Genomic DNA, 23,811 nt, shown 5'->3' with positions numbered 1-23,811 from the left:
CGGGCGCGCGGGTGGGGACGCCGTTGCGGAGGCGCCGTGGCTCAGCCTCGCAACCCCGCGCAAGGGGGTCAATCAGGCGGGATGCTGACCTCCTCCTCCCGCCGTAGCAGGAGGTGATCATCCTGAGGGAGGAGAGATCAGGCCGGGGGCAGCGCGATCCAGGTGGCCCGGGCGTAGCCGAGCAGGCCACCGTCCGGGCCGTAGAGGCTGGAGTGCACCTCGGCCTTACGCCCCTCGCCGCCGACCATCGCGCCGGTCACCACGCACTCGTCGCCGGGATCCGGCAGCGCCCGGACCACCGCGGCGATCCGACCCAGGACGTACGGGCGGCCGGGCGCGATCACCGCCCAGCCGCCGGGGCAGTCCAGCGCGGCCCAGACCGTCGCCGGCACCACCTCGGCCGGGGCGCGGAACGGCGCGGCGGTCCGCCCGTCCGGCAGCCGGCCCGGGAAGATCCGCAGCCCGGCCGGGTTCTCCGGCCCGCACACGTAGCAGCCGGGGAAGGGATGCTCCACCAGCCCGGGGTACGCCTTCGCGGCGGCCTCGGCCGTCGGCCGGTCCACCGGCGGGACCACGGCGGTGAACCCCGCGACCCGGCGTACCTGGGCGATCACCTGGCCATCCGGGTCGCGGACCTCGCCGTCGACCGCGGTCAGCGGGGTCTCCAGCGGGGGCGGCCGGCGGAGCGTGACCTCCACCGGGCCTCGGTCGTCGACCGCCGCCGCGAAGACCCCGGCGCTCCAGCCGCCGTTGCCCGAGCCGGCCGGCCCGTGGAACCGGGACTCGATGATCATGCTGCCCTCCGGTGTGCGTGCCTGCCTCCGCAGCCTCGCACGCCCGCTCCGACCGGCTCCAACCGCCTGATCACCGGGGTGGGTGGACCGGAGCGCCGGTTGGCGTTCACCCGATCGACACCCTTCGTCCCCGGGGGTGGCAACCCGCGGCCCTTACACAGGTGCCATGGCCGTTCTGCACGCCGCTGGCGCACCCCTTACGACCAGCGGATACACCCTCCTCATCGCCGACGACCCGACCCTGGTCGCGGCCGCGCAACGCCTGCGACACGAGGTGTTCGCCACCGAGCTCGGCGCCACCCTGCACCCGGGCGCCGCCGGCCTCGACACCGACGAGTTCGACAGCCACTGCGACCACCTGGTGGTGCTGCGGGAGGGCACCGACGAGGTGGTCGGCACGTACCGGCTGCTGCCGCCCGGTCGCACCGACCGGCGCTACTCGGAGGCCGAGTTCGACCTGACCGCGCTGGCCCCGCTCCGCGACGACCTGGTCGAGGCGGGCCGCTCCTGCGTGCACCCGGACCACCGCTCGGGTGCCGTGATCAACCTGATGTGGGCCGGGATCACCCGCTACCTGCACCTGCGCGGCTCGCGCTGGCTCGGTGGTTGTGCCTCGGTGCCGGTGGCCGACGGCGGGACCGCGGCCGCCGAGGTGTGGGCGCAGGTGACCGCCCGCCACCTCGCGCCGCCGCCGCTGCGGGTGACCCCGCGCCGCCCGTGGTTCGCCGAGGCGCCAGCCGCCGCCGGCCCGGCCGCGGTCGACCCAGCCGCCCGCCGCGCGCTGGTCCCCCCGCTGCTCCGCGGCTACCTGCGGCTCGGCGCCTGGGTCTGCGGGGAGCCGGCGTACGACCCGGACTTCGGCTGCGCCGACTTCTACGTGCTCTTCTCGCTGGACCGGCTGAACCCCCGCTACCTGCGGCACTTCCTGGGCGGGGAGTCGTCGTGACCACCGGTGAACTGTGGCGGCCGGCGTCGGGCTGCGGCCCGGGGTGCCTGCCGGCGGCCACCGATCCGTCCGTGCCGCTCCCGCGCCGGGTCGGCCGGCTGCTCGGCGTACTCGGAATGCTGCTGGCCGGGGTCGGGCTGGCCGCGCTGTTGCCGCTGCTGCCGGCGCGGAACCGGCGGGCCGCGCTGCGCGGCTGGGCCCGGGGGACGCTGCGCGCCCTCGGCGTGCGGCTGCTGGTCCGGGGTCGGTTGCCGCACCGGCCGGGTCTGCTGGTCGCCAACCACGTCTCGTGGCTGGACATCCTCGCGGTGCTGGCGGTCGCGCCGGCCCGGATGGTCGCCAAGCGGGAGGTACGGGACTGGCCGTTGGTCGGCCCGCTGGCCGCCGCCGCCGGAACCGTCTTCGTGGACCGGTCGCGGCCGCGGGACCTGCCGGCCACGGTCGGCCGGGTGGCGGCCGCGCTGCGCGCCGGGCACTCGGTGGCGGTCTTCCCCGAGGGGACGACCTGGTGCGGCGCGGCGGCGGACTGCCGGCCCGCTCGCGGGTTCCGGCCGGCGATGTTCCACGCGGCGGTGGACGCCGGCGTGCCGGTGGTGCCGTTGCGCCTCGGTTACCGGTACGCCGGCGACCCCACCACCCTGGCCGCGTTCCTCGGCGAGGAGACGCTGTGGCAGTCGGTACGCCGGGTGCTGGCCGCCCGGGAGCTCACCGTGTCGGTCGGGGTGGCCGCCGCGTTGCACCCGGCCGCCGGGGCGGACCGGCGGGTGCTGGCCCGCGCCGCCGAGTCGGCGAACCACCTGACTCCGGCCCGACCGGCACCCGTCGGCCCCGCCCGGCCGGCTGGCGGCGTGGCAGGGTCGCTGCCGCTCCGGGAGGTGGAGTTGGATCTCGCCGCCTGACCAGATCGCGACACAACTCGCGACAGTCTTGTTCAGTCGCGATGTATCGCGTTATGCTTCTCCCGTCACGAGACGTGCCGTAGGTCGCACGTCACCGAGGGGAGGACGCCATGACCAGCTGGACGGTCGACAGCCCCCAGCGGCTGACCCTGGACGGCCCGGTCACCCGGCTGGACGTACGCCTGATCAGCGGCCGGCTCAACGTGGTCGGCACCGACGGCCCGGCCCGGGTCGACGTCACCCGGGTGAGCCGCCGGCCGGTCCTGGTCGAGCTGCGGGACGGCCGGCTGAGCGTCGGCCACGAGCGGCCACCCCGCTGGCCGGGAGTGCTCTGGTGGCTCGGCCAGCTCGGCCGCCGGTTCCGGGCCGAGGTCTCGATCGCCGTGCCCGCCGACGTGCTGGCCGACCTGCAACTGGTGGACGGCTCGCTGGTCGCCTCCGGCCTTCGCCGGGACACCCGGGTCGACGTCATCTCCGGCCAGGTCACCCTGATGGGGCTGCGCGGTCGCACCAGCGCGAAGGTCACCTCGGGGCCGGTGGAGGCGCTCGGCGTGGCCGGCGACCTGAACCTGGAGACCGTCTCCGGCGAGCTGATCCTCGCCGACAGCGCGCCCGAGCGGGTGCGCGCCCACGCGATCTCCGGGTCGATCACCTGCGATCTGGACAACCCGAAGGGCAGCGAGATCCGGCTCAGCGCCATCTCCGGCAGCATCACCGTCCGGGTCCGCGAGGACAGCGACCTCACCGTCCACCTGCACACCACCTCCGGCCGGATCACCAGCGGGTTCCCGCAGGTGGGCGGCGGCCCCGGGTTCGGCGCGGTAAAGGACAGCCACGGGGTCCTCGGCGCGGGCGAAGGTAAGCTCTGGGCGTCCGCGACCTCCGGCAGCATCGCGCTGCTCGCCCGGCCCGTCGAGGATGCCGACGACCTGGAGGAGCTGCCGTGACCGCCGTGTTCAGTCACGGGCGGCTGCGGCTCTACCTGCTCAAGCTCCTCGATGACGGCCCCAAGCACGGCTACGAGCTGATCCGGCTGCTGGAGGATCGCTTCCTCGGGCTCTACGCGCCGAGCGCCGGCACCATCTACCCCCGGCTGCAACGCCTCGAGGTCGAGGGGCTGGTCACCCACACCGCCGCCGGCGGCCGCAAGGTGTACGAGATCACCGAGGCGGGCGGCGCCGAGTTGCGGCAGCGCGCCGGTGAGCTGGCCACCCTGGAATCCGACATCACCGCCTCCGTCGAGGACCTCTCCGCCCTGGCCGGGGAGATCCAGACCGAGGTACGCGGCTCGGTCCGCGACCTGAAGCGGGAGCTGCGCGAGGCGGCCCGGCAGACCCGGCGGACCCGCTGGGAACCGCCGCCACCGCCGATCCGTCCCGCCCGCGCCAACGGCGGCCCGGCCCCGTCCGCCGAGTCGCCCCTGCTCGCCGAGTTCGACCAGCGGCTCGCCGCGTTCACCGTCGAGGTCGGCGCGCTGGTCCGGGCCGGCCGACTCACCGACACCCAGCTCCGGACGGCCATCCGGCTGCTGGACGGGGCGCTGGACGGGCTACGCCGGCTGCTCCGCTGAGCCGGCCCGGCTCACAGCTTGTTTCCAGGATCCACCCAGCGCGACCGCAGCCAGTGCGCGGATGATGGGGCGCATGGTGGCTACCCAGACCGAGGCGAGACTGCTCGTCGTCGAGGACGATCCGAACATCCTCGAACTGCTCTCCGCGAGCCTGCGGTTCGCGGGCTTCGACGTCGCCACCGCGACCAGCGGCAGCGCAGCCCTGAACGCCGCCAAGGACCACCGGCCCGACCTGGTCGTCCTCGACGTGATGCTGCCCGACCTGGACGGCTTCGAGGTCATCCGGATGCTGCGCGAGGGTGGCACCCGCACCCCGGTGGTCTTCCTGACCGCGCGCGACGCCACCGACGACAAGATCCGTGGGCTCACCCTGGGCGGAGACGACTACGTCACCAAGCCGTTCAGCCTGGAGGAGTTGACCGCCCGGATCCGGGCGGTGCTGCGGCGTACCGCCACCGGTGAGCACGCCCCCTCCCGGCTCACCTTCGCCGATCTGGAGCTGGACGAGGAGACCCACGAGGTGCACCGGGCCGGCCAGCGGGTGCAGCTCTCGCCGACCGAGTTCAAGCTGCTGCGCTACCTGATGCTCAACGCCAACCGGGTGCTCTCCAAGGCGCAGATCCTCGACCACGTCTGGAACTACGACTTCCGGGGCGACGACAACATCGTCGAGTCCTACATCTCCTACCTTCGGCGCAAGGTCGACAACACCCAGCCGCGGCTGATCCACACGCTGCGCGGCGTCGGGTACGTGCTGCGCAAGCCCGCGGCGTGAACGTCGTCCACGACGCGAAGGGCTGGCTGCGCTCCATCCCGCTCCGGGTCAAGCTGGTCGCCGCCGTCCTCGCCCTGGTGGCCGGTGCGCTGGTCGTGATCAGCGTGTTCACCGCCTACTTCCTGCACAACTACCTGGTCAGTCAGATCGACACCGAGCTGCGCGACTCAGTGAGCCGGATCGAGTCGATCCCGTCGGCCGGCCCTACTACGCTGCCCAGCGACTACCTGGTCGTGCTGACCGATCCGAACACCGGAGGAATCCGGGGCGTCGCCTACGACAACACCCGCTTCCAGCAACGGGACCTGCCCAACTGGCCCGACAGCGCTTCGGGCTTCCAACAGCTGGCGGGCGGGCCCCACACGGTCCGGGCCCGGGACAGTTCCGTCCGCTGGCGGATCCTCTACACCCAGCTGCCCAACGGCCAAATGGCCGCGATTGGCGAGCAGTTGACCGACGTCGACCTGGCGGTCAAGCAGCTCGCCTGGATCGATTTGCTGGTCGGTGGCGCGGTGCTGATCATCCTGGCCTCGGTGGGTGCGGGCATCGTGCGTACCAGTCTCAAGCCGCTCGTGGAGATCGAGCGGACCGCGGCGGCCATCGCCGGCGGTGACCTGACCCGGCGGGTGCCCGACCCGGAGGAGGGTCGGGCCTGCCCGACCTCCGAGCTGGGCCGGCTCTCCCGCGCGCTGAACGCGATGCTGGCCCAGATCGAGGCGGCCTTCACCGCCCGGGCGACGTCCGAGGCGGCGGCCCGCAGCGCGGAGGTGAGCGCCCGGGACGCGGCCGCGGCGGCCCAGGCGTCCGAGGCCCGGGCCCGCCGCTCCGAGGAGCGGATGCGGCAGTTCATCGCGGACGCCTCGCACGAGCTGCGCACCCCGCTGACCACCATCCGGGGCTTCGCCGAGCTCTACCGGCAGGGTGCGGCCCGCCAGCCCGAGCAGACCGCCGGCCTGCTGCGCCGGATCGAGGACGAGGCGGCCCGGATGGGGCTGCTGGTGGAGGACCTGCTGCTGCTGGCCCGGATGGACCGCGAGCGGCCGATCACCCTGGCGCCGGTGGAGCTGCCGGTGCTGGCTTCCGACGCGGTCCAGGCGGCCCGGGCGGTCGACCCGGAGCGCCGGATCGAGTTGGAGGTCGAGCCCGGGGCCGGCGCGCTGGTGGTGCTCGGCGACGACGCCCGGCTGCGCCAGGTGATCGGCAACCTGATGACCAACGCGCTCACCCACACCCCGCCGGACGCCGCGGTGACCCTGCGGCTGCGCGTCGAGCCGGGCAACCTGGCCGTGGTGGAGGTGGCGGACACCGGCCCGGGGCTCACCGTGGAGCAGGCCGAGCGGGTCTTCGAGCGGTTCTACCGGGTGGACGCCGCCCGGACCCGGCGGCCCGGCGGGCCGACCAGCACCGGGCTCGGGCTGGCCATCGTCGCGGCGCTGGTCTCCGCCCACCACGGCACCGTCGAGGTGGCCGAGACGCCGGGCGGCGGGGCCACGTTCCGGGTCAAGTTGCCGCTGCTGCCGGAGACGCCCGACTCGGGCGAGTGACTTTCAGAAAACATTCAGGCACGTTCCAGGCTGGTCGCAGTGCCAGAGGGGAAGGTGGATCCATGACCGACCACGAGACCGACCCGCAGCGGTCGCCGGCTCCCGCCGACGCCCAGCCGTCGCACCCCACCGCCGAGCTGCCCAGCACCGGAACCGGGCAGTCGGACTCCACCACCGAGCTGCCGCGCACCGCCGACGGGCAGCCGCAGGCCCCCGCCAGCCCGGCCGCCGCGCCGGTTCCGGCCGACTCCCCGGCCGCCGGAACCCACGCCGCGCCGGCCGCCTTCGACGCCGGCCACGCCGAGCTGCCGACCCAGCCCGTCAGCCCGTACGCGCCGCCGCCGGCCACCCCGTCCGCGCCGCCGTACCAGCCGCAGCAGCACTGGTACGGAGGTCAGCAGCAGGGCGGCTGGGCGCACCAGGGTGGCTACCAGTCGCACGGCGGCGGGCCGGTCCCGCCCTACCAGCCGTACCCCGGCGGGCAGCCGCTCCAGCCCGGCGCGCCGGTCCCGCCGTGGGGCCCGCAGCACCAGCCGGCCCGGCCGAGCCGGGCGGGCAAGTTCGTCGGCGCGGGTGCCCTGGCGCTGGCCCTGATGCTCGGCTCCGGCGTGGCCGGCGGTGCCCTCGCGCTCGCCGTGGGCGGGCACACCACCGTCACCCGTACCTACACGGCGGCCCCGGTGATCAACAGCGCCGACCTGCCGAAGATCGCGGCCTCCGTGCAGGACAGCATCGTCACGATCATGACGGACAGCGGTGAGGGCTCCGGGGTGATCCTCAGCGCCGACGGGTACGTGCTGACCAACAACCACGTGGTCGCCTCCGCCAGCGGCGACACCGTGAAGGTCGTCTTCGCCGACGGCAAGACCGCCCAGGCGAAGATCGTCGGCACCGACCCGAAGACCGACCTGGGCGTGGTCAAGGCCAGCGGGGTGAGCGACCTCAAGGCGGCCAAGTTCGGCGACAGCGACGCCATGCAGGTCGGCGACCAGGTGCTTGCCCTGGGCAGCCCGCTCGGCCTGCAGGGTTCGGTCACGGCCGGCATCCTGAGTGCCCGCGACCGCACCATCCAGGCCGGCGAGGGCGGCCAGCAGCAGCAGGACCCGCGGCAGGGCGCCAGCTCGATCTCCGGCCTGCTCCAGACCGACGCTCCGATCAACCCGGGCAACTCCGGTGGCGCGCTGGTCAACACCCGCGGCGAGGTGATCGGCATCAACACCGCGATCGCCACCGCCGGGCAGGGCAGCAACGGCAACATCGGGGTCGGCTTCGCCATCCCGAGCAACAAGGCCAAGGACGTCGCCGAGAAGCTCCAGCGCGGCGAGAAGATCAGCCACCCCTCCCTCGGGGTCAGCGTGAACGCCGCGGAGGACGGCGGGGCGCTGGTCGCCGACGTCGCTTCGGGCAGCGCCGCCGAGAAGGCCGGCCTCCAGCGGGGCGACGTGATCACCAAGTTCGGCGACAAGGTGATCAACGACTCCAACGACCTGGTCGGTGCCGTCCAGACCGGCAAGGTCGGTGACCGGGTCCAGGTGCAGTTCAAGCGGAACGGTGCGACCCAGACGGCAACCGTGACGCTCGCCGAGACGTCGTAACGACTACGGACCTGCCTCCTCCACGGGCGGGGGGGGGGGGGGGCGGCGGGGGGGGGGGGGCGGGCCGCCCCCCCCCACAAACCCCCCCCCCCCCCCCCCCCCGCGGGGGGGCCCCCCCCCCCCCGCCCCGCGCCCCTTTTTATATGGAGGGCCACCCGGGAGCGGCCCCCCCCCCCGGGGCGGCCCGGCCCCCCCCCCGCCGGCCGGGGGGGGGGGGGGGCGGCCGGGGGGGGGGGCCGCCCCCCCCCCCCCCGCCCATTTCCGTGTCTCACCCGGTCCGGGTGAGTCGGGCTCACCCCGTCCGGCGGGACCCTTCAGGGACGCGGAACCGCACGGGAGGGGACGTCATGACCACCGCCGCCGTCCGTACCGACCAGGAGATCCAGCGGGACGTGCTCGCCGAGCTCGACTGGGACGCGCAGACCCGGCCGACCGAGATCGGGGTGACCGTCGCCGACGGCGTGGTCACGCTGACCGGCCAGGTGGACAGCTACGCCCGGCGCTGGGCGGCCGAGCGCTGCACCCACCGGGTGCGCGGGGTCCGCGCCGTCGCCAGCGACCTCGAGGTGCTGCTGCCGGCCGCCGAGGAGCGCACCGACGCGGACATCGCCATCGCGGCCAGCCGGGCCCTGGAGTGGGACAGCTTCGTCCCCGCCGAGCGGCTGGACGTGACGGTCGCCGACGGCTGGGTCATGCTCCGCGGCGAGGTGGAGTACGGCTTCCAGCGGCGTACGGCCGAGCGGGAGTTGCGCCGGCTGCGCGGCGTACGGGGGGTGACCAACCTCGTCGAGGTGCGTCCGCCCACCCCGTCCAGCGACGAGCAGAACCGCCGCGACCTGCAACGGGTGCTTTTCCGGCGGACCGGCACGGAACGGATCCGGGTAGGGGTCGCCGGGGACACGGTGGTGCTCGACGGGGTGGTCCGCTCCTGGTGGCAGCGGGAGGAGGCGGAACGGGCCGCCTGGGCGACCCCGGGCGTCCGCGAGGTCCACGACCGGATCGTGGTGACCGGCTGAGCCGCCGGGCATTGCCGGCCTGTTTGCCGACCGGTACGCCGGGAAAGCGCCGACGATCACGATTGCCAGGGACCATCGGGGAGGACTCGTGGCCGTGAATCACCTGCCGTCGGATCGCTCGCGGGCCCGGCCGCTGCGGATCGCCACGGTGGTCCCGCCCTGGCTGTCGGTGCCGCCACCCGGCTACGGCGGCCTGGAGCAGGTGGTGGCCGGGCTGCTGAACGCGCTGGTCGACCGCGGCCACGCGGTGACGGTCTTCGGTGCCGGCCCGGACCACGGCACCGCGGCCGACTACGTCTCCACCTGCGCGGACCTCCAGTACGACCGGCTCGGCGAGGCGCTGCCCGAGCTGGCCCACCTGGCCCACGTCAGCAACCTCATCTCCCCCGACGACTTCGACGTCATCCACGACCACACCACCATCGGCCCGCTGGTCGCCGGTCGACGCAGGGTGCCCACCGTGGCCACCGTGCACGGCAACCCGGTGGGGGAGTACGGCACCGTGCTCAGCAACACCGACCACGGGGTGGGCCTCGTCGCCATCTCGCACGCCCAGCGCCGGTCCAACCCGGACCTGCCCTGGGTGGGGACGGTGCACAACGCGATGCTGCTGCGGGAGTTCCCGCGCAAGCGAGCCCCGGGCGGGGGGCCGGTGCTCTGGCTCGCCCGGTTCAGCCCCGACAAGGGCCCGGACGTGGCGATCCGTGCCTGCCGGGCGGCCGGCCTGCCGCTCACCCTGGCCGGCAAGTGCAACGAGCCGGCCGAACGCCGCTACTTCGAGCAGGTGGTCGAGCCGTTGCTGGACGAGGACGTGACGCTGGTCCTCAACGCCGACCGGGAGCGGACCATGCAGCTCCTGCTCGACGCCCGCTGCCTCATCATGCCGATCCAGTGGGACGAGCCGTTCGGCATGGTGATGGTGGAGGCGATGGCGACCGGCACGCCAGTGGTGGCGCTGCGCCGGGGAGCGGTGCCGGAGCTGGTCCGCCCGGGGCTGACCGGGCTGGTCTGCGACCATCCTGAGGAGCTGCCGATGGCGCTGCGCGAGTCGAGCCGCCTCGACCCGGCCGACTGCGTGGCGCACGTCGCGGAGAACTTCTCCGTGGAGCGGATGGCCCTCGGCTACGAGTCCGTGTTCCGGAGTTTCCTGGCCGCGCGCGCCCGGCACCCCGGACCACGGGAGACCGCCGGGGTCGCCACCCGCTGACCCACCACGCCGGCCGTTCGGTGGTCGACGGGGCGCAGCGTGCCGGTCGCCCTCGGTGAGCACGGCGGTCGGCCCGCCCGGCTGCGCCGGGCCGCCTTCCGGACCCGTGCCAGGATGAACGGCATGGCAGGCGGTCCGGTGGCGTTCGTGCTCGGCGGCGGGGGAGTGCTGGGCGCGGTCGAGGTGGGCATGCTGCGTGCCCTGTTCCGGGCCCGGATCCGGCCCGACATGGTGCTCGGCACCTCGATCGGCGCGGTCAACGGGGCCCTGGTCGCCGCCGACCCGACCGAGGCGGTCACCGACCGGCTGGTCCGGCTCTGGGCCTCGCCCGAGGCCAGCGAGGTTTACGGCGACTCGGTCGCCCGGCAGCTGCGGCGCTTCGCCGCGCGTACCCACCTGCACTCGCCCCGGCCGTTGCGCAGGCTGCTGGAGAACGAGCTGGGCGAGGAGACCACGTTCGCCGACCTGAAGGTGCCGTTCCGCTGCTGCGCGGCGAACATCGAGCGCGCCGCCGAGCACTGGTTCCACAGTGGTCCGTTGGTGCCGGCGGTGCTCGCCTCGGCCTCGGTGCCCGGGCTGCTGCCGCCCGCCCAGATCCACGGCCAGCACTACATCGACGGCGGGGTGGTCAACTCGATCCCGGTCGGGGAGGCGGTCGCCGCCGGTGCGAAGCAGATCTTCGTCCTCCAGGTGGGCCGCATCGAGCGCGAGCTGTCCCCGCCCCGCCGTCCCTGGGAGATCGCCCAGGTGGCGTTCGAGATCGCCCGGCGGCACCGGTTCGCCCGGGAGATGGCGGCCCTGCCCGAGGACGTGGAGGTGCACGTGCTCCCCACCGGCGGCCCGGGGCCGCGCGAGGACAGCCCGTGGGCGTACCGCGACATGGCGGCCGTGGGGCGGCGGATCAGCCGCGCGTACACCGCCTCCCGTCGCTACCTGGACACCCAGTTGGAGCACTGATGCCGCTGCCACCCCGGTGGGTACGCCGGTTGCTGCTGGCCCCCGGCGTGGTCCTGCTCGCCGTCGCGGTGCTGACCACGCTGCCCGGCTGGGGACTGCTGGCGCTGGCCGCCTCGCCCCTGGTGCCCGGGCGGCTGCGGCCGCTGCGGCTGCTCTGGATCGGCACGGTCTACCTGGTCTGGGACGCGGCCGCGCTGCTCGCCCTCTTCGCGCTCTGGCTGGCCTCGGGCTTCGGGGCGCGCAAGCGGTCACCGTTCTTCCAGCGGGCGCACTACCTCCTCGCCGGGCGCTTCCTGCGGGTGTTCTTCTGGCAGGCCCGGTGGACGCTGCGGCTGCGCATCGACGTGGTCGGCGCCGATCCGGACACCGCGCTGCCCGGCCGCCCGGAGCTGGTGCTCTGCCGGCACGCCGGGCCCGGCGACTCGTTCATCCTGATCCATGCGCTGGTGAACTGGTTCCACCGGGAGCCCCGGATCGTGCTCAAGGAGAGCCTCCAGTGGGACCCGGCGATCGACGTCCTGCTCAACCGGCTGCCCAACCGGTTCATCGCGCCCGGCCCCGACGGTCGGGAATCGGCGATCCGGCAGATCGGCCACCTCGCCATTGACCTGGACGACAACGACGCGTTCGTGATCTTCCCGGAGGGCGGCAACTTCACCCCCGGCCGACGGCTGCGGGCCATCGCCCGGCTACGCGCGCTCGGCCTGGAACGGATGGCGTTGCGCGCCGAGCGGATGCAGCACGTGCTGGCCCCGCAGCCGGGCGGCCTGCTCGCCGCCCTGGACGCCGCCCCCGACGCCGGGGTCGTCTTCGTGGCGCACACCGGGCTGGACCGGATGCTCACCGTCACCGACGTGTGGCGGGAGCTGCCGATGGACAAGCGGATCGTGATGCGCTTCTGGTCGGTGCCGCCGGAGGAGATCCCGACCGGGAGGCAGGAACGCATCGACTGGCTCTTCGACTGGTGGACGCGGATCGACCGGTGGATCGCCGCCAACCGGGACGGGGTGGCCGCGGCTGACCCGCCCCGGCCCGAAGTTGCGTAGGGTGCGCTGGTGGAGCAGATCTGCGTGGTGACGACGGTGGTGGACGCGCGTGCGGTCGCCGACGTCCTGGCCGCCGCGGCCGTCGCCGGACGCCTGGCGGCGTGTGCCCAGGTCGGCGGGCAGGTGGACAGCACCTACTGGTGGCAGTCCGCGATCCAGACCACGACCGAATGGTCGGTGCAGTTCAAGACCGCGCCCGACCGGGTGATCGCCCTGGTCGACCAGATCCGCGCCAACCACCCGTACGAGGTGCCGGAGATCCTCGTGTCCCGGGTGGAGAGCGGCAACCCCGACTACGCGGCCTGGGTGCACGACCAGACCCGCCCATAGGTACGCCTACTCTGTTCCCCCTTGCCCGCGGTACCGATGCTGGTGGGGTGGAGAACACCGGCTACCCCTGCCCCGGCTGCGGCACCCCCGCCGACCTCGCCGCCGGCTGCCCCGGCTGCGGTCGCCCGCCGTACCCGCCGGCCGCCGAGGTGATCCGGCTGGACCGGGAGATCGCCACGCTCGCGCCGCAGGTGGAGCAGGCCCGGGTCGCGTACCAGGGCCTGACGGCCCGGCTCGATGCGGCGGTCCGGCGCCGGGCGGAGATGGTCGCCCGGATCCGGTGGGAGATCCCGCCGCCGCGCCCGGCCGGATCGGTGTCACCGGCACCGCCGGTGCCCGCGCTGCCGGCCCCCGCGGTACGGCCCGGCGGGGCGGAGACCTCGGCCCGCGCCGTGCAGGGCCTCCTCTTCGTCCTCGGTGGACTGCTGCTCGGCACCGCGGCGGTGGTCTTCACCGCCGTCGCCTGGTCCACGTTCGGGGTGGCCGGGCGGGCGCTGATCCTCCTCGCCGTCACCGCGCTCACCCTGGCCGCGCCGCTGGTGGCCCGTTGGCGCGGGCTGCGGGGCACCGCCGAGACGTTCGCCGCGGTGGGGTTGCTGCTGGTGCTGCTCGACGGGTACGCCGCCTGGTCGGTGGACCTGTTCGGGGTGGCCGGCTGGCCGGGGAGCCGCTACGCCGCGCTGGTCGGGGGGATCGGCGCGGCGGTCGCGGCCGGGTACGCGCGGCTGAGCCGGCTCACCGTGCCGTGGTTCGCGGCGCTGCTGATCGCCCAGCCGGTGCTGCCGCTGGCCGCGGTGGCGGCGGAGCCGTCCGCCGCCGGCTGGGCGCTGGTCTTCACCGGGCTGGCGCTGGGCGACCTCGTGGTGGTGGTCGTCCTGCGGAACCGGGTCACGTCGCGGGTGGGCGACGAGGCCCGGGACCGGACCGGAGCGCCCGCGCCGTCCGCGCCGTCCGTGGCGGTCGGGAACGAGGTGCCCGCCGGGAACGGTGTGCCCACCGGGAGCGGAGCGCCGGCGGCGGCGCTGGCCGGGCGGGTGCTCGGCTGGGTCGGGCACGGGGTCGGGCTGGCCGTGGCGGCCGGCTGCGCGCTGGTGCCGCTGGTCCTGGGGCGGGCCGCCGGTACCCCGCTGCTGGCCGGCGGTCCGCTGCTGCTGGTGGCGCTGGCCCTGTTCGCCGGGGCGCTGGCGGCCGGCGGCCGTACCTACCGGGCGGTCGCCGCCGGGCTGCTGGTGCCGGTGCTGGCCACCGCGCTGGTCCGGCCGGTTGCCGAGCTGCACCCGGGGCTGCTGCTGGTCGCCGCCGGGCTGGTGGTGGCCGGGCTGGCCGGAGCGGTGCGGGCGGTGCCGGAGCGGCTGCGGACCGGGCCGCGGGTGGGCGCGTTGGTGGTGGCGGTGGGGCTGGGCCCGCCCGCCACGGTCCTCACCCTGGTCGTCGCGGGCGCCACCGCGCTCGCCGCGGTCCCGGCCTGGCAGGGGGCGGAACCCGTCGCCGCCCCGTCCTGGGGCTGGCAGCTCCCGGTGGCCGTGCTGCTCACCGCCGGTGCGGTGGCGCTGCACGTGCCCCGGACCGCCCGGGCGGTGGTCTGGGTGGTCGGCGGGGCGCTGGCCGTACTGGCCGCGCCGGCCGTCACGGCCACGCCGTGGCCGGTGGTGATGGCGGCTGACCTGGTCGCGGCCACCGCGCTACTGCTGGGTGCCGTGCTCCGGCCGCGCCCGCGGTACGTGACCGTGCTGGCGCCCGCGCTCGCCGCCGCGCTGGTGTTCGGACACGCCCTGCTGGTCGCCCGCGCCGAGCCGGCCGGGACGGGGGTCGGTTGGGCGGTCGTCGCCGCCGTCGGCCTGCTGGCGGCGGCGCGGGGCCGGCGGGGTGCGGGCGCGCAGCCGGCCGTCGCCGGGGTGGCGCTGGGCGCCGCGCTGTTCGCCGTGCCGGCGGCGGTGGGGGCGGCGCTGCTCGGCTTCGGTGCGCCCTCGTGGTGGCAGCTCCGGGGCGCGTCCGCCGCCGTCGCGGTGCTGGTGGTCGCCCTCCTCGCCGTCCGTCGACGCTGGCCCGACCTGCACGGGTACGCCTCGACCGGCTTCGCCGTCGCGCTCGCCGCGGTGGCCGTCACGCCGCTGGTCCTGCGGGGTGGCGAGCCGCTGTCGCTCTACGCTGCGGCGGGCGCGCTGCTGGCAGTGGCCGCCGGTGCGGGTGCCCGCCCGGCCCTCGCCCCCCGGGTGGCCGGCGCCGGGCTGGCCGGGCTGGCGCTGCTCGGCGCCGCCCCGGCGATTCTCGAGATGCTGCTGGAGCTGCCGGTCCGGCCCTGGTTCGGGGTGCCCGCCGGGGTATCGGCGCCGGGCGCGACCCGCGCCGGGCTGACGCTGCTGCTGCTCGGGGTCGCCGCCGCGGCGTACGCCCGGATCGCGTCCGGCGGGCGGCGGCTGCCCGCACTCGCCGCGCTGCCGTTCGGCGCGGTCGCCGTGCCGATGCTGCTGGCGGGGGCCGGCGCGCCCTGGCCGGTGGTGCCGGCCGTGGTGTTCGGCGCCGGACTGGGCGCGCTGCTGGTGGCCGCGCTCGCCGCGCCGCGCCCGCCGCTGCTCCCGGTGACCCTGGCGTTGGGGCTGGTGCTCACCCTGCCCGGGCTGGGCGGGCTGTCCGCCACCCGGGCCGGGACGCTCGCCGGGCTGGGCGTGCTGGTCGTCGCCGGGGTCGTCGTGGGAGCGGCCGGGCGGTACGCCGGTGCCCGGCTCACCGGCTGGCTGGCGGCCGTGGCGGCGGGCACCGGCTTCGCGGTGACCGCGCCGCTGGCCGCCGGGCTGCCGCTGCGTGCCGCCGCCTTCGCGGTGCTGGCGGTGGCGGCGCTGGTCCTGCACGCCGTACCGCTGCTGCGCGCCCGGGAGGCCGGTACGGCGGCACCGGCCCGCGCGGGGATGACGGGGAACGGGGCGGCGGCGCTGGAGGCGGCGGCGCAGGCGGTTGCGGTGCTGGCGTTGCTGCTCGCCGGCGGCTGGCTCCGGCACGCGGCGGCGGTCTGCGCGCTGTGGGGCGCGGTCGTGGCGGTACGGGTGCTCCGGCAGGGCGAGTCGCCGTCCCGGCGGCGCGTCCTGGCCGCCGTCGCGGGCGGCAGCGAACTGCTCGGCGGCTGGCTCCTGCTGGCTGCCGGCGGGGTGGTGGTGCTGGAGGCTTACACGGCGCCGGCGGCGGCGCTCGCCCTTGCCGCAGGCCTGGTGGCGCTGCGAACCCGGCCCGACCTGAACAGCTGGCTCGCGCTCGGCCCGGGGCTGGCGGCGGCGCTGCTGCCCAGCCTGGTCTCGGTGGTGGCGGCGCCGGACCCGCAGCCGTGGCGCCGGCTGGCGCTCGGCGTGGTCGCGCTCACCGTGGTGCTCGGCGGCGCGACCCGGCGCTGGCAGGCGCCCGTCGTGCTGGGCGCGGCCACGCTGGTGCCGCTCGCGCTGCACGAGCTGGCCCGCGGCTGGGACCTGCTGCCCCGGTGGATCTTCCTGGGGCTGGGCGGGCTGGCGCTGATCGGGCTGGCCGCCACCTACGAGCGGCGCCGCCGCGACCTGGCCCGGCTGCGCACCCTCGTCGGCCGGATGGGGTAGGGAAAACACCACCCCCGACTGGGGGGCTGCCAGGATTACCCAGAGCGACCGTCCCGACCAGACTCGGTCACGCGGAGTCGCGCCGTCCGGCGCGGCGCACGGACCGAGGGACGGGGATCGGATGACCTCATCGACGTTGACGGCGCCGGCGACCCGGCGGGGCAGCGACTACGCGCGGCTGTCCCGCCGGGTCGCCGAGGCCGGGCTGTTCGCCCGCCGGCCGGGCTGGTACGCGGTCCGGATCGGGCTCACCCTGGGTGCCTTCCTGACCGGCTGGGCGCTGGTGATGGCGGTCGGCGACTCCTGGGCGCAGCTGCTGCTGGCGGCCGGGATGGCGGTGGCCACCACTCAGGTGGCGTTCCTCGGGCACGACGCCGGCCACCGGCAGATGTTCCGCCGGCGCGGCCCGAGCGAGGTGGCCGGGCTGGTCGCCGGCAACCTCGCGGTCGGGCTGAGCTACGGCTGGTGGGTGGACAAGCACAACCGCCACCACGCCAACCCGAATCACGCCGACGAGGACCCGGACGTCGGGGCGGGCGCCCTGGTCTGGACGGACGAGCAGGCGGCGGCGACCCTGGGGTTCGGCCGGTGGCTGGCCCGGCGGCAGGCGTGGCTGTTCTTCCCGCTGCTCCTGCTGGAGGGGTTGGCGCTGCATGTGGCGAGCGTGCGGGCGGTGGCCGGCCGGGAGGACGGCCGGTGGCGCACCCCGGTACGGCACCGGACGGTCGAGGCGCTGCTGCTCGTCGCGCACGCCGTCGGCTACCTCGGCCTGCTGTTCGCGGTGATGTCGCCGGGGAAGGCCCTGCTCTTCGTCGCCGTCCACCAGGGGCTGTGGGGGCTCTACATGGGCTGCGCGTTCGCCCCGAACCACAAGGGGATGCCGATGCCGACCGCCGACGACGACCTGGACTTCCTGCGCAAGCAGGTGCTCACCTCGCGGAACGTGCGGGGCGGCCGGTTCGTGGACGTGGCGCTGGGTGCGCTCAACTACCAGATCGAGCATCACCTCTTCCCGAACATGCCCCGGGCCAACCTGCGCCGGGCCCGGCCGATCGTCCGGGCGTACTGCGCCGAGCAGGGCATTCCGTACGCGGAGACCGGGCTGGTCGAGTCGTACCGGCAGGCCCTCGCGCACCTGCACGAGGTCGGCCGCCCGCTGCGACGGAGGTGACGGCGATGACCCGGTCCTGCTCAGGCCCCGTGCCTGAGCCGGGCCGCGGCGCGCCCTCCCGGTAGGGTCGGCGCATGGCAGACGTGCTCACCGCCGAGGCGGTGCGGGACGAGCCGGGCGGGCCGACCACCCGGCGGATCGACGACATCGCCCGGAGTGCCCCGTGAGATTCGAGATCAGCAAGGTGCTGGACGCCATCGAGGGCCGGGTCTGCATCGACCCCTCGCTGGCTCGCGCAGTGGTGGACCTGGCCGAGGTGATCCGCTGGCAGGACCTGGACGGCGGACGGCCGGCCAGCCTGCTGCGGCTCGGCATGGTGATCGACGCCCTGTCCCGGCAGGTGGAGGAGGACAGCGTCCCGGTCTACGCGATCGTGCACCGGGCCCTGCTCTCCGACGCGGACCTCACCTCGAACGAGCGGATGGTGGTCCGGCGCTGGGCCGACGACGGCCTGGTCGAGGTGCTCGACCACCCCGGCGACCGGATGCTGGAGGTCGCCGACCTGCTCGGGCTGCCGGTGCTCAGCCGGGCCCGGTTCGACGGGCTGGGCGGCCGCTACCCGTGGCTCGGGCAGGCCGGGCGGGTGCTCGCCCCGGTGCCCGGCGCCGGCGGCCCGGTGTTCATCGCCCACGTCGGCGGCGGGCACAGCCCGGCCGCCGGCAGCCGCTCGCCGGTCGGCGCGAAGCTGCTGGCCCGCCAGTGGCGCTGCCCCGAGCCCGGGTGCGCGCTCTTCGGCGGCGGTGGGGGCGGCGGCGCCTTCGCCGACCTGGCCCGGGTGGACCGCGCCCCGGCCGGCCAGCCGCCGCCGGCCCTGCGCAACGGCGTGCCGACCTGTCCCCGGCACGGCGCCCGGCTCGGCGACGCCGGCCCGCGCCCGCGTTCGGAGGTGCTGGCGGTCCGGATCGGTGGACTGGTGCGGCGCCGGTTCGCGCTCACCGAGACCCAGCCGCTGCTGGTCGGGCGGGCACCGGACACCTCCGGCGGGGTCGTGCTCGGCCAGTGGCTCAACGACGAGGCGCGGCGCTGGATCAGCCGCAGCCACGTCCGGTTCGAGCTGCGGGTCGGCGAGGTGATCGTCACCGACACCAGCACCAACGGCTCGGGCATCCGTCCGGGCGGCTCGATGGCCGAGCCGGACCGGATCGCGCTGGCCCCGCAGCAGTCCCGGGTGCTGGCCGAAGGGGACCTCGTCGAGCTCTACCCGGGCGTGCAGATCGGCCGCGCAGACGCGCTGACCAGCGACGCGAAGTTCACCCCGAACTCGGTGATGGCCGAGGCCCCGACCATGGCGATGCGGCTGCCGCGTCCCTGACGGCGACGACGAAGGGCGCCGGGACCGTCGCGGTCCCGGCGCCCTTTCGCGTACGGGGTCAGCCCTCCAGCACGGCGGCGAGCTGGGCCACCGCGTGGTCGATCTCCTCCTCGGTGATCACCAGCGGCGGGGCGAGCCGGATGGTGGAGCCGTGGGTGTCCTTGGCCAGGACGCCGCGCTCCATCAGCCGCTCGCAAGCCTGCCGGCCGGTCATCAGCGCCGGGTCGATGTCCAGGCCGGCCCAGAGGCCCCGGCCCCGGACGGCGACCAGGCCCTTGCCGATCAGCCCGCGCAGGCCGGCGTGCAGCCGCTCGCCCAGCTCGGCGGAGCGGCGCTGGAACTCGCCGGTGGCCAGCAGCCGGACCACCTCGGTGGCGACGGCGCAGGCCAGCGGGTTGCCGCCGAAGGTCGAGCCGTGCTGGCCCGGCTTGAGCACGCCGAGCACGTCGGCGTTCGCGGCCACCGCCGAGACCGGCACGATGCCGCCGCCGAGCGCCTTGCCGAGCAGGTACATGTCCGGGACGACGCCCTCCAGGTCGCAGGCGAACGTCGCGCCGGTCCGCCCCAGACCCGACTGGATCTCGTCGGCGATGAAGAGCACGTTCCGCTCGGTGCAGACCTGACGGACGCCCGGCAGGTAGCCCTCCGGCGGCACCACGACGCCCTGCTCGCCCTGGATCGGCTCGAGCAGCACGGCGACGGTGTTCTCGTCGATCGCGGCGGTCAGCGCGTCCAGGTCGCCGTAGGGGACGACCGTGAAGCCCGGCGTGTACGGCCCGAAGTCGGCGCGGGCGTCCTCGTCGGTGGAGAAGCTGACGATGGTGGTGGTCCGGCCGTGGAAGTTCCCCTCGGCGACCACGATGTTCGCCTGGCCCGGGGCCACGCCCTTGACCTGGTAGCCCCACTTGCGGGCGACCTTGATGCCGGTCTCCACCGCCTCGGCGCCGGTGTTCATCGGCAGGACCAGGTCCTTGCCGCACAGCGCGGCCAGCTCGCGGCAGAAGTCGGCGAACTGGTCGTGGATGAACGCGCGGCTGGTGAGGGTGAGCCGGTCGAGCTGCGCGTGCGCGGCCTCGATCAGCTTCGGGTGCCGGTGGCCGAAGTTCAGCGCCGAGTAGCCGGCCAGGCAGTCGAGGTAGCGCCGGCCGTCCACGTCGGTCAGCCAGGCGCCTTCGGCGGACGAGATCACCACGGGCAGCGGGTGGTAGTTGTGGGCCGTGTGGCGCTCGGCCTCCCGCACCGCGGACGGCGTCCGCAGCATGTCGTCAACGATCACTTGACTGCCTTTCCCTGTCGGAGTCGCAACGTGCAGCACTTCGGTCCGCCGCCGGCCTTGCGCAGCTCGGACAGGTCGATCCCGATGGTCTCGTAGCCCCGGTCGCGCAGCTTGGCGGCGAGGTCGGTGGCCTGGGCGGGCAGCACGACGTGCTTCCCGTCGCTGACCGCGTTCAGCCCCAGCACCTCGGCGTCGGCCATGGTGGCGTGGATCGCGTCCGGGAACAGCCGGCGGAGCACCGCCCGGCTGCCCGGCGAGAACGCCTCCGGCAGGTACGCCACGGTGCGCTCGTCGAGCACGGTCAGCGCGGTGTCCAGGTGGTAGAAGCGCGGGTCCACCAGCTGCGTGGTGATCACCGGGTAGCCGAAGACCTCCTGGAGCTGCGCGTGCGAGGCGTGCGCGGTGCGGAACCCGGTGCCGGCGAGCAGGTGATCGCCGGCCAGCAGGACGTCGCCCTCGCCCTCGTTGACGTGCTTCGGGTCGTACATCTCGAAGCCGGCGGCCTCGAACCAGGCGCGGTAGGCGGGGGCCTCGTCGGCACGCTGCGGGTCGCGGAACTGCACCGCCATGGCCTTGCCGTCGATCACCGTGCCGCCGTTCGCGGCGAAGACCATGTCCGGCAGGCCGGCGACCGGGTCGATCAGCTCGACCTCGTGGCCCAGGTCGACGTAGGTCTGGCGGAGCTGCTCCCACTGCCGGATCGCCAGGTCGGCGTCCACCGGCGCGGTGGGGTCCATCCACGGGTTGATCGCGTAGTCGACGGCGAAGTACGTCGGCCGGCACATCAGAAAGCGCTGGCGGGTCGCGTCCATCGTCATGTCGTGCTCCCAGGGGTCGGGCGCGCCCGGCCACCGTCGGCCCACGGGCTGGCGCCGTGGTCCAACGGTATGCGGCTCGGGCCGACGACATCCACCGCAAGAAGTTGCGTACGGCGACGGATCGTTGCGTCTGGTCCGCGACTTGCGGCGGATCGTTGCGTTTCCCGGTCGGGCCCGCTCGACCCCGGGGTGCGTGTGCCGGCGCCGGGCCGTCCCCGGACACACTTCGGGGGCGGCGAGCCGCCGCCCCCGAAAGAGGTGTTGCCCGGCTGGTGAACCACCAGGGCTGATCGGGCGTGCCGGCGCTGCGCCGGCGCGCCACACTGTGCCCGTCAGAACCAGTTGGCAAACTGTGAGTCGAGCCACTCCCGGAGCCGGCCCACCCACTCACCGTCGGTGGTCGGCCAGTCGAACTGGCCAGTCATCGCCACGAGGCCGAGCACCACGGCGGCGAGGCCGACCGTCACGCCGATCAGCGCGTCGGTCTTGCCGGCCACGTGCCGGCGGCGGGTGGCGATCAGACCGAGCACGGCGAGCACCGCGCCGACCGCGCCCAGCCCGATGCCGTACCCGGCCAGGGGCCCGGAGAGCACGAACAGCGCGCCCACCACCGAGACGATCAGGCCGAGGGTGGCGAGCAGGCTGGCCCGGGGCCTCGGGCCGACCGCCACCGGGGCCGTCCCGGAGTCGCCGTCGGGCCGCTCGACCGGCCGGTCCGGCCGGCCGTCCCGGTCCAGGTCGACGGTGCGCTCCGTGGTCGGGTCCGGGTCGACCGTGGTGCGGGTGCGCGGGGCGTCCGCGCCGAGCGGCCGGCCGGTCGCGGTCCGCGCCGCCGCCCGGTCCGTGGCCCGCCGCTCCGCGTCGGTGGCGCGCTCGTCGTCGGTGGCGGTGGCGGTGGCGGCGCTCCGGTACGTCGTCCGCTCCTCGTCGCGGCTGTCGACGACGCCGTCACCGTTCGCGTCCTGGCTTCGCGCCGGACCGTTCCGGCGGGACAGATTCTTCATTTCGACACCTCCTGATCTCCGGCGCGGCGGCCGCGTTGGCACAGTGGCAGCACACGCGTTGACAGTGAGGTACCCCGGCGGCGAGGAAACGACACCCATCGACGCTTCGCGCGACTCCTCGTCGCCGACGGGCGCGGCCCCCGCCGGCCGGAGCGGACACGTATGCTGCGCGCGTTCGCACGGGGCCCTGGGGAGACTGGCATGCGACGGTGGCGTGGCGTGACGGCGTTGGCCGCCGTGGTCATAGTGGTGCTGGCCGGGTGCGGCAGGCCGGCCGGCACGGACGGCGACCTGACCGACGACTGGCGTCCGGTCGGCAAGGTTGAGCAGTTCACCCCGAAGGTGGGCGACTGCCAGCTGATCGGCGACCCGACCAGCTACCAACCGGTGGACTGCGCCCGGGCGCACCTTGTCGAGACGTTCCACATCGGCCGGTTCACCGACGCGCTGGCCGCCCGGCCCACCCCGCCGAAGGTGGGTTCGGCGGTGCTGCGGCCAGCGTTCGCCGAGTGCGATGCCCGGGCCCGCGAGTTTTTGGGCGGGGACTGGCACGGTGCCCGCCTGGTGGTGCAGGTCGCGCCGCCGTCGCCGAACGGCTGGGCCGGGGGCAGTCGCTGGTTCCGCTGCGACGTCTTCGAGGTCAGCGCGGTCGAGACCGGCAGCGACAACCGGTCGGACTGGCCCACCCAGCACACCGGCACGCTCCGCGACGCGCTGGAGGACGCGGCGTCGCCGCTGGCGTACGGGTGCGTGGCGCAGACCACCGGGGGGCTGCTCCAGCTGCCCTGCACCAACGCGCACTCCATCGAGTACGCCGGCACCTGGACCGCCCCGGAGGTGCCCTTCGCCACCCTGGCCGGCGCCGAGGACCGGATCCACGCCGCTTGCCGGACGGTGATCGCCGGCTACGTGAAGCTGCCGGTCGATCGGCTCCTGCCGTACCGCACCAGCAGCATGTACGGGCTGCCCTCGCAGGCGGCGTGGGCGCGCGGCGACCGGCAGGTCCGGTGCTTCATCTGGTCGTACGACCAGATGAAGCGGTCGGTGAAGGGCGGCGGGCCGACGGCGCTGCCGGTCCACTGACCGGCGAGGTATGACGACGGCTGACTACCCTTGGCACCCGTGCCAGAGGGACACACCATCCACCGCCTGGCGGCCCGGCACGCCGAGCTCTTCGCCGGCGCCAAGGTGCACGCCGCCAGCCCGCAGGGCCGCTTCGCCGAGGGCGCGGCCCGGCTCACCGGCACCGTCCTCGACGGCACCGAGGCGTACGGCAAGCATCTGCTGCACCATTACGCCGGCGAGCTGACCCTGCACGTGCACCTCGGGCTCTACGGCAAGTTCGCCGACGGGTCCGGCGAGCCGCCGCCCCCGATCGGGCAGGTTCGGCTGCGGCTCAACAGCGACCGGCACTGGCTGGACCTGCGCGGTCCGACCGCCTGCGAGCTGCTCACCCCGCCCGAGGTGGCCGCGCTGCGCGACCGGCTCGGTCCGGACCCGCTGCGCGCCGACGCCGACCCGGACCGGGCGTACGCCCGCATCCGCCGCAGCGCCACCCCGCTGGCCGCGCTGCTGCTGGACCAGTCGGTGGTCGCCGGCACCGGACTGATCTTCGTGACCGAGGCGCTGTTCCGGGCCGGGCTGCCGCCGACCCTGCCCGGCCGGACGCTCACTCCGACCGGCTGGCGGGAGCTCTGGGCCGACCTGGTCGCGCTGATGACCCTCGCGGTCGAGCGGGGCCGGATCGACACCGTCCGGGCCGTCCACCTGCCGGAGGCGATGGGCCGCGCGCCCCGGGTCGACCGGCACGGCGGCGAGGTGTACGTCTACCGCCGCCCCGGCGCCCCCTGCCACGTCTGCGGGGCAGAGATCAGCCGGGGCGGGTTGGCCGGCCGCAACCTCTACTGGTGCCCGACCTGCCAGGCCGGCTGACACCGGACCGGCGTGGTGCCGTTGTCGGGCCCCCGGACCGC

Annotated in this window: 21 protein-coding genes; 17 read left to right on the top strand and 4 right to left on the bottom strand. The window is 75.2% G+C overall.

The window, feature by feature from the left end; translation table 11 throughout:
- Positions 1–137: 137 nt before the first annotated feature.
- Positions 138–794, bottom strand: coding sequence for a hypothetical protein (locus tag ACFYOS_RS00420; RefSeq protein ID WP_387134289.1), 657 nt, complete (start codon positions 792–794; stop codon positions 138–140).
- Between the two features lie 166 nt (positions 795–960).
- Between ACFYOS_RS00420 and ACFYOS_RS00415 the strand changes: the two genes are divergently transcribed.
- The 15 genes from ACFYOS_RS00415 (at position 961) to ACFYOS_RS00345 (ending at position 18,740) form a co-directional block, all read left to right on the top strand.
- Complete coding sequence (locus tag ACFYOS_RS00415) at positions 961–1,740, top strand: GNAT family N-acetyltransferase (RefSeq protein WP_387134285.1); 780 nt, start codon at positions 961–963, stop codon at positions 1,738–1,740.
- Positions 1,737–2,639, top strand: coding sequence for a lysophospholipid acyltransferase family protein (locus ACFYOS_RS00410; protein WP_387134282.1), 903 nt, complete (start codon positions 1,737–1,739; stop codon positions 2,637–2,639). Before ACFYOS_RS00415 ends, ACFYOS_RS00410 begins: the two co-directional genes overlap by 4 nt.
- A 110-nt stretch (positions 2,640–2,749) precedes the next feature.
- Positions 2,750–3,586 carry a DUF4097 domain-containing protein gene (locus ACFYOS_RS00405; RefSeq protein ID WP_387134279.1) on the top strand — a complete coding sequence of 279 codons (837 nt, stop codon included), beginning with the start codon at positions 2,750–2,752 and terminating at the stop codon, positions 3,584–3,586.
- Positions 3,583–4,209 (top strand): PadR family transcriptional regulator, encoded by a 627-nt coding sequence (locus ACFYOS_RS00400; protein ID WP_387134276.1) that lies wholly within the window; start codon positions 3,583–3,585, stop codon positions 4,207–4,209. The genes ACFYOS_RS00405 and ACFYOS_RS00400 overlap by 4 nt, the downstream gene beginning before the upstream one ends.
- Positions 4,210–4,282: 73 nt before the next feature.
- Complete coding sequence (locus ACFYOS_RS00395; protein ID WP_046571468.1) at positions 4,283–4,984, top strand: response regulator transcription factor; 702 nt, start codon at positions 4,283–4,285, stop codon at positions 4,982–4,984.
- On the top strand, positions 4,981–6,528 hold the full coding sequence (locus ACFYOS_RS00390) for an ATP-binding protein (RefSeq protein WP_387134273.1): 1,548 nt from the start codon (positions 4,981–4,983) through the stop codon (positions 6,526–6,528). Before ACFYOS_RS00395 ends, ACFYOS_RS00390 begins: the two co-directional genes overlap by 4 nt.
- 62 nt (positions 6,529–6,590) lie before the next feature.
- Entirely contained in the window at positions 6,591–8,123 is a 1,533-nt protein-coding gene (locus ACFYOS_RS00385) for a S1C family serine protease (RefSeq protein ID WP_387134270.1), read from the top strand.
- 347 nt (positions 8,124–8,470) lie between these two features.
- Positions 8,471–9,139, top strand: a complete 669-nt coding sequence (locus ACFYOS_RS00380) for a BON domain-containing protein (protein WP_387134267.1) — start codon at positions 8,471–8,473, stop codon at positions 9,137–9,139.
- An 88-nt stretch (positions 9,140–9,227) separates the two neighbouring features.
- Positions 9,228–10,346: a glycosyltransferase family 4 protein gene (locus ACFYOS_RS00375; RefSeq protein WP_387134264.1), complete on the top strand. Its 1,119-nt coding sequence runs from the start codon at positions 9,228–9,230 to the stop codon at positions 10,344–10,346.
- A gap of 123 nt (positions 10,347–10,469) precedes the next feature.
- Complete coding sequence (locus tag ACFYOS_RS00370; protein WP_387134261.1) at positions 10,470–11,303, top strand: patatin-like phospholipase family protein; 834 nt, start codon at positions 10,470–10,472, stop codon at positions 11,301–11,303.
- Positions 11,303–12,349 carry a 1-acyl-sn-glycerol-3-phosphate acyltransferase gene (locus tag ACFYOS_RS00365; RefSeq protein WP_387134258.1) on the top strand — a complete coding sequence of 349 codons (1,047 nt, stop codon included), beginning with the start codon at positions 11,303–11,305 and terminating at the stop codon, positions 12,347–12,349. Before ACFYOS_RS00370 ends, ACFYOS_RS00365 begins: the two co-directional genes overlap by 1 nt.
- Positions 12,350–12,358: 9 nt before the next feature.
- The gene (cutA, locus tag ACFYOS_RS00360; RefSeq protein WP_387134255.1) at positions 12,359–12,679 is read left to right on the top strand and encodes a divalent-cation tolerance protein CutA; all 321 of its coding nucleotides are present in this window, start codon (positions 12,359–12,361) and stop codon (positions 12,677–12,679) included.
- 47 nt (positions 12,680–12,726) lie between these two features.
- Positions 12,727–16,257, top strand: coding sequence for an SCO7613 C-terminal domain-containing membrane protein (locus ACFYOS_RS00355; protein ID WP_387134252.1), 3,531 nt, complete (start codon positions 12,727–12,729; stop codon positions 16,255–16,257).
- Positions 16,258–16,378: 121 nt separating this feature from the next.
- The gene (locus tag ACFYOS_RS00350; protein ID WP_387134249.1) at positions 16,379–17,428 is read left to right on the top strand and encodes a fatty acid desaturase family protein; all 1,050 of its coding nucleotides are present in this window, start codon (positions 16,379–16,381) and stop codon (positions 17,426–17,428) included.
- Positions 17,429–17,591: 163 nt separating this feature from the next.
- Positions 17,592–18,740 (top strand): FHA domain-containing protein, encoded by a 1,149-nt coding sequence (locus ACFYOS_RS00345; protein WP_387134246.1) that lies wholly within the window; start codon positions 17,592–17,594, stop codon positions 18,738–18,740.
- A 58-nt stretch (positions 18,741–18,798) separates the two neighbouring features.
- On the opposite strand, the gene rocD is transcribed toward ACFYOS_RS00345, so the two are convergent.
- The 3 genes from rocD to ACFYOS_RS00330 all read right to left on the bottom strand — a co-directional run bounded on the left by rocD (position 18,799) and on the right by ACFYOS_RS00330 (position 21,838).
- The gene (rocD, locus tag ACFYOS_RS00340; RefSeq protein WP_387134243.1) at positions 18,799–20,001 is read right to left on the bottom strand and encodes an ornithine--oxo-acid transaminase; all 1,203 of its coding nucleotides are present in this window, start codon (positions 19,999–20,001) and stop codon (positions 18,799–18,801) included.
- Positions 20,002–20,012: 11 nt separating this feature from the next.
- Positions 20,013–20,828 (bottom strand): dimethylargininase, encoded by an 816-nt coding sequence (ddaH, locus tag ACFYOS_RS00335; RefSeq protein ID WP_387135201.1) that lies wholly within the window; start codon positions 20,826–20,828, stop codon positions 20,013–20,015.
- Positions 20,829–21,166: 338 nt separating this feature from the next.
- Complete coding sequence (locus ACFYOS_RS00330) at positions 21,167–21,838, bottom strand: thrombospondin (RefSeq protein WP_387134240.1); 672 nt, start codon at positions 21,836–21,838, stop codon at positions 21,167–21,169.
- Between the two features lie 201 nt (positions 21,839–22,039).
- On the opposite strand from ACFYOS_RS00330, the gene ACFYOS_RS00325 reads away from it, so the two are divergent.
- Both ACFYOS_RS00325 and ACFYOS_RS00320 read left to right on the top strand, forming a co-directional pair.
- Positions 22,040–22,921 carry a septum formation family protein gene (locus ACFYOS_RS00325; protein ID WP_387134238.1) on the top strand — a complete coding sequence of 294 codons (882 nt, stop codon included), beginning with the start codon at positions 22,040–22,042 and terminating at the stop codon, positions 22,919–22,921.
- A 39-nt stretch (positions 22,922–22,960) separates the two neighbouring features.
- Positions 22,961–23,770, top strand: a complete 810-nt coding sequence (locus tag ACFYOS_RS00320) for an Fpg/Nei family DNA glycosylase (protein ID WP_387134235.1) — start codon at positions 22,961–22,963, stop codon at positions 23,768–23,770.
- Positions 23,771–23,811 lie beyond the last annotated feature (41 nt).

The sequence above is a fragment of the Micromonospora sp. NPDC005806 genome (genome assembly GCF_042871425.1).
GTDB lineage: Bacteria > Actinomycetota > Actinomycetes > Mycobacteriales > Micromonosporaceae > Micromonospora.
The sequence above is the reverse complement of the archived record's forward strand: the minus strand, read 5'-3'. Positions and strand labels throughout refer to the sequence as shown.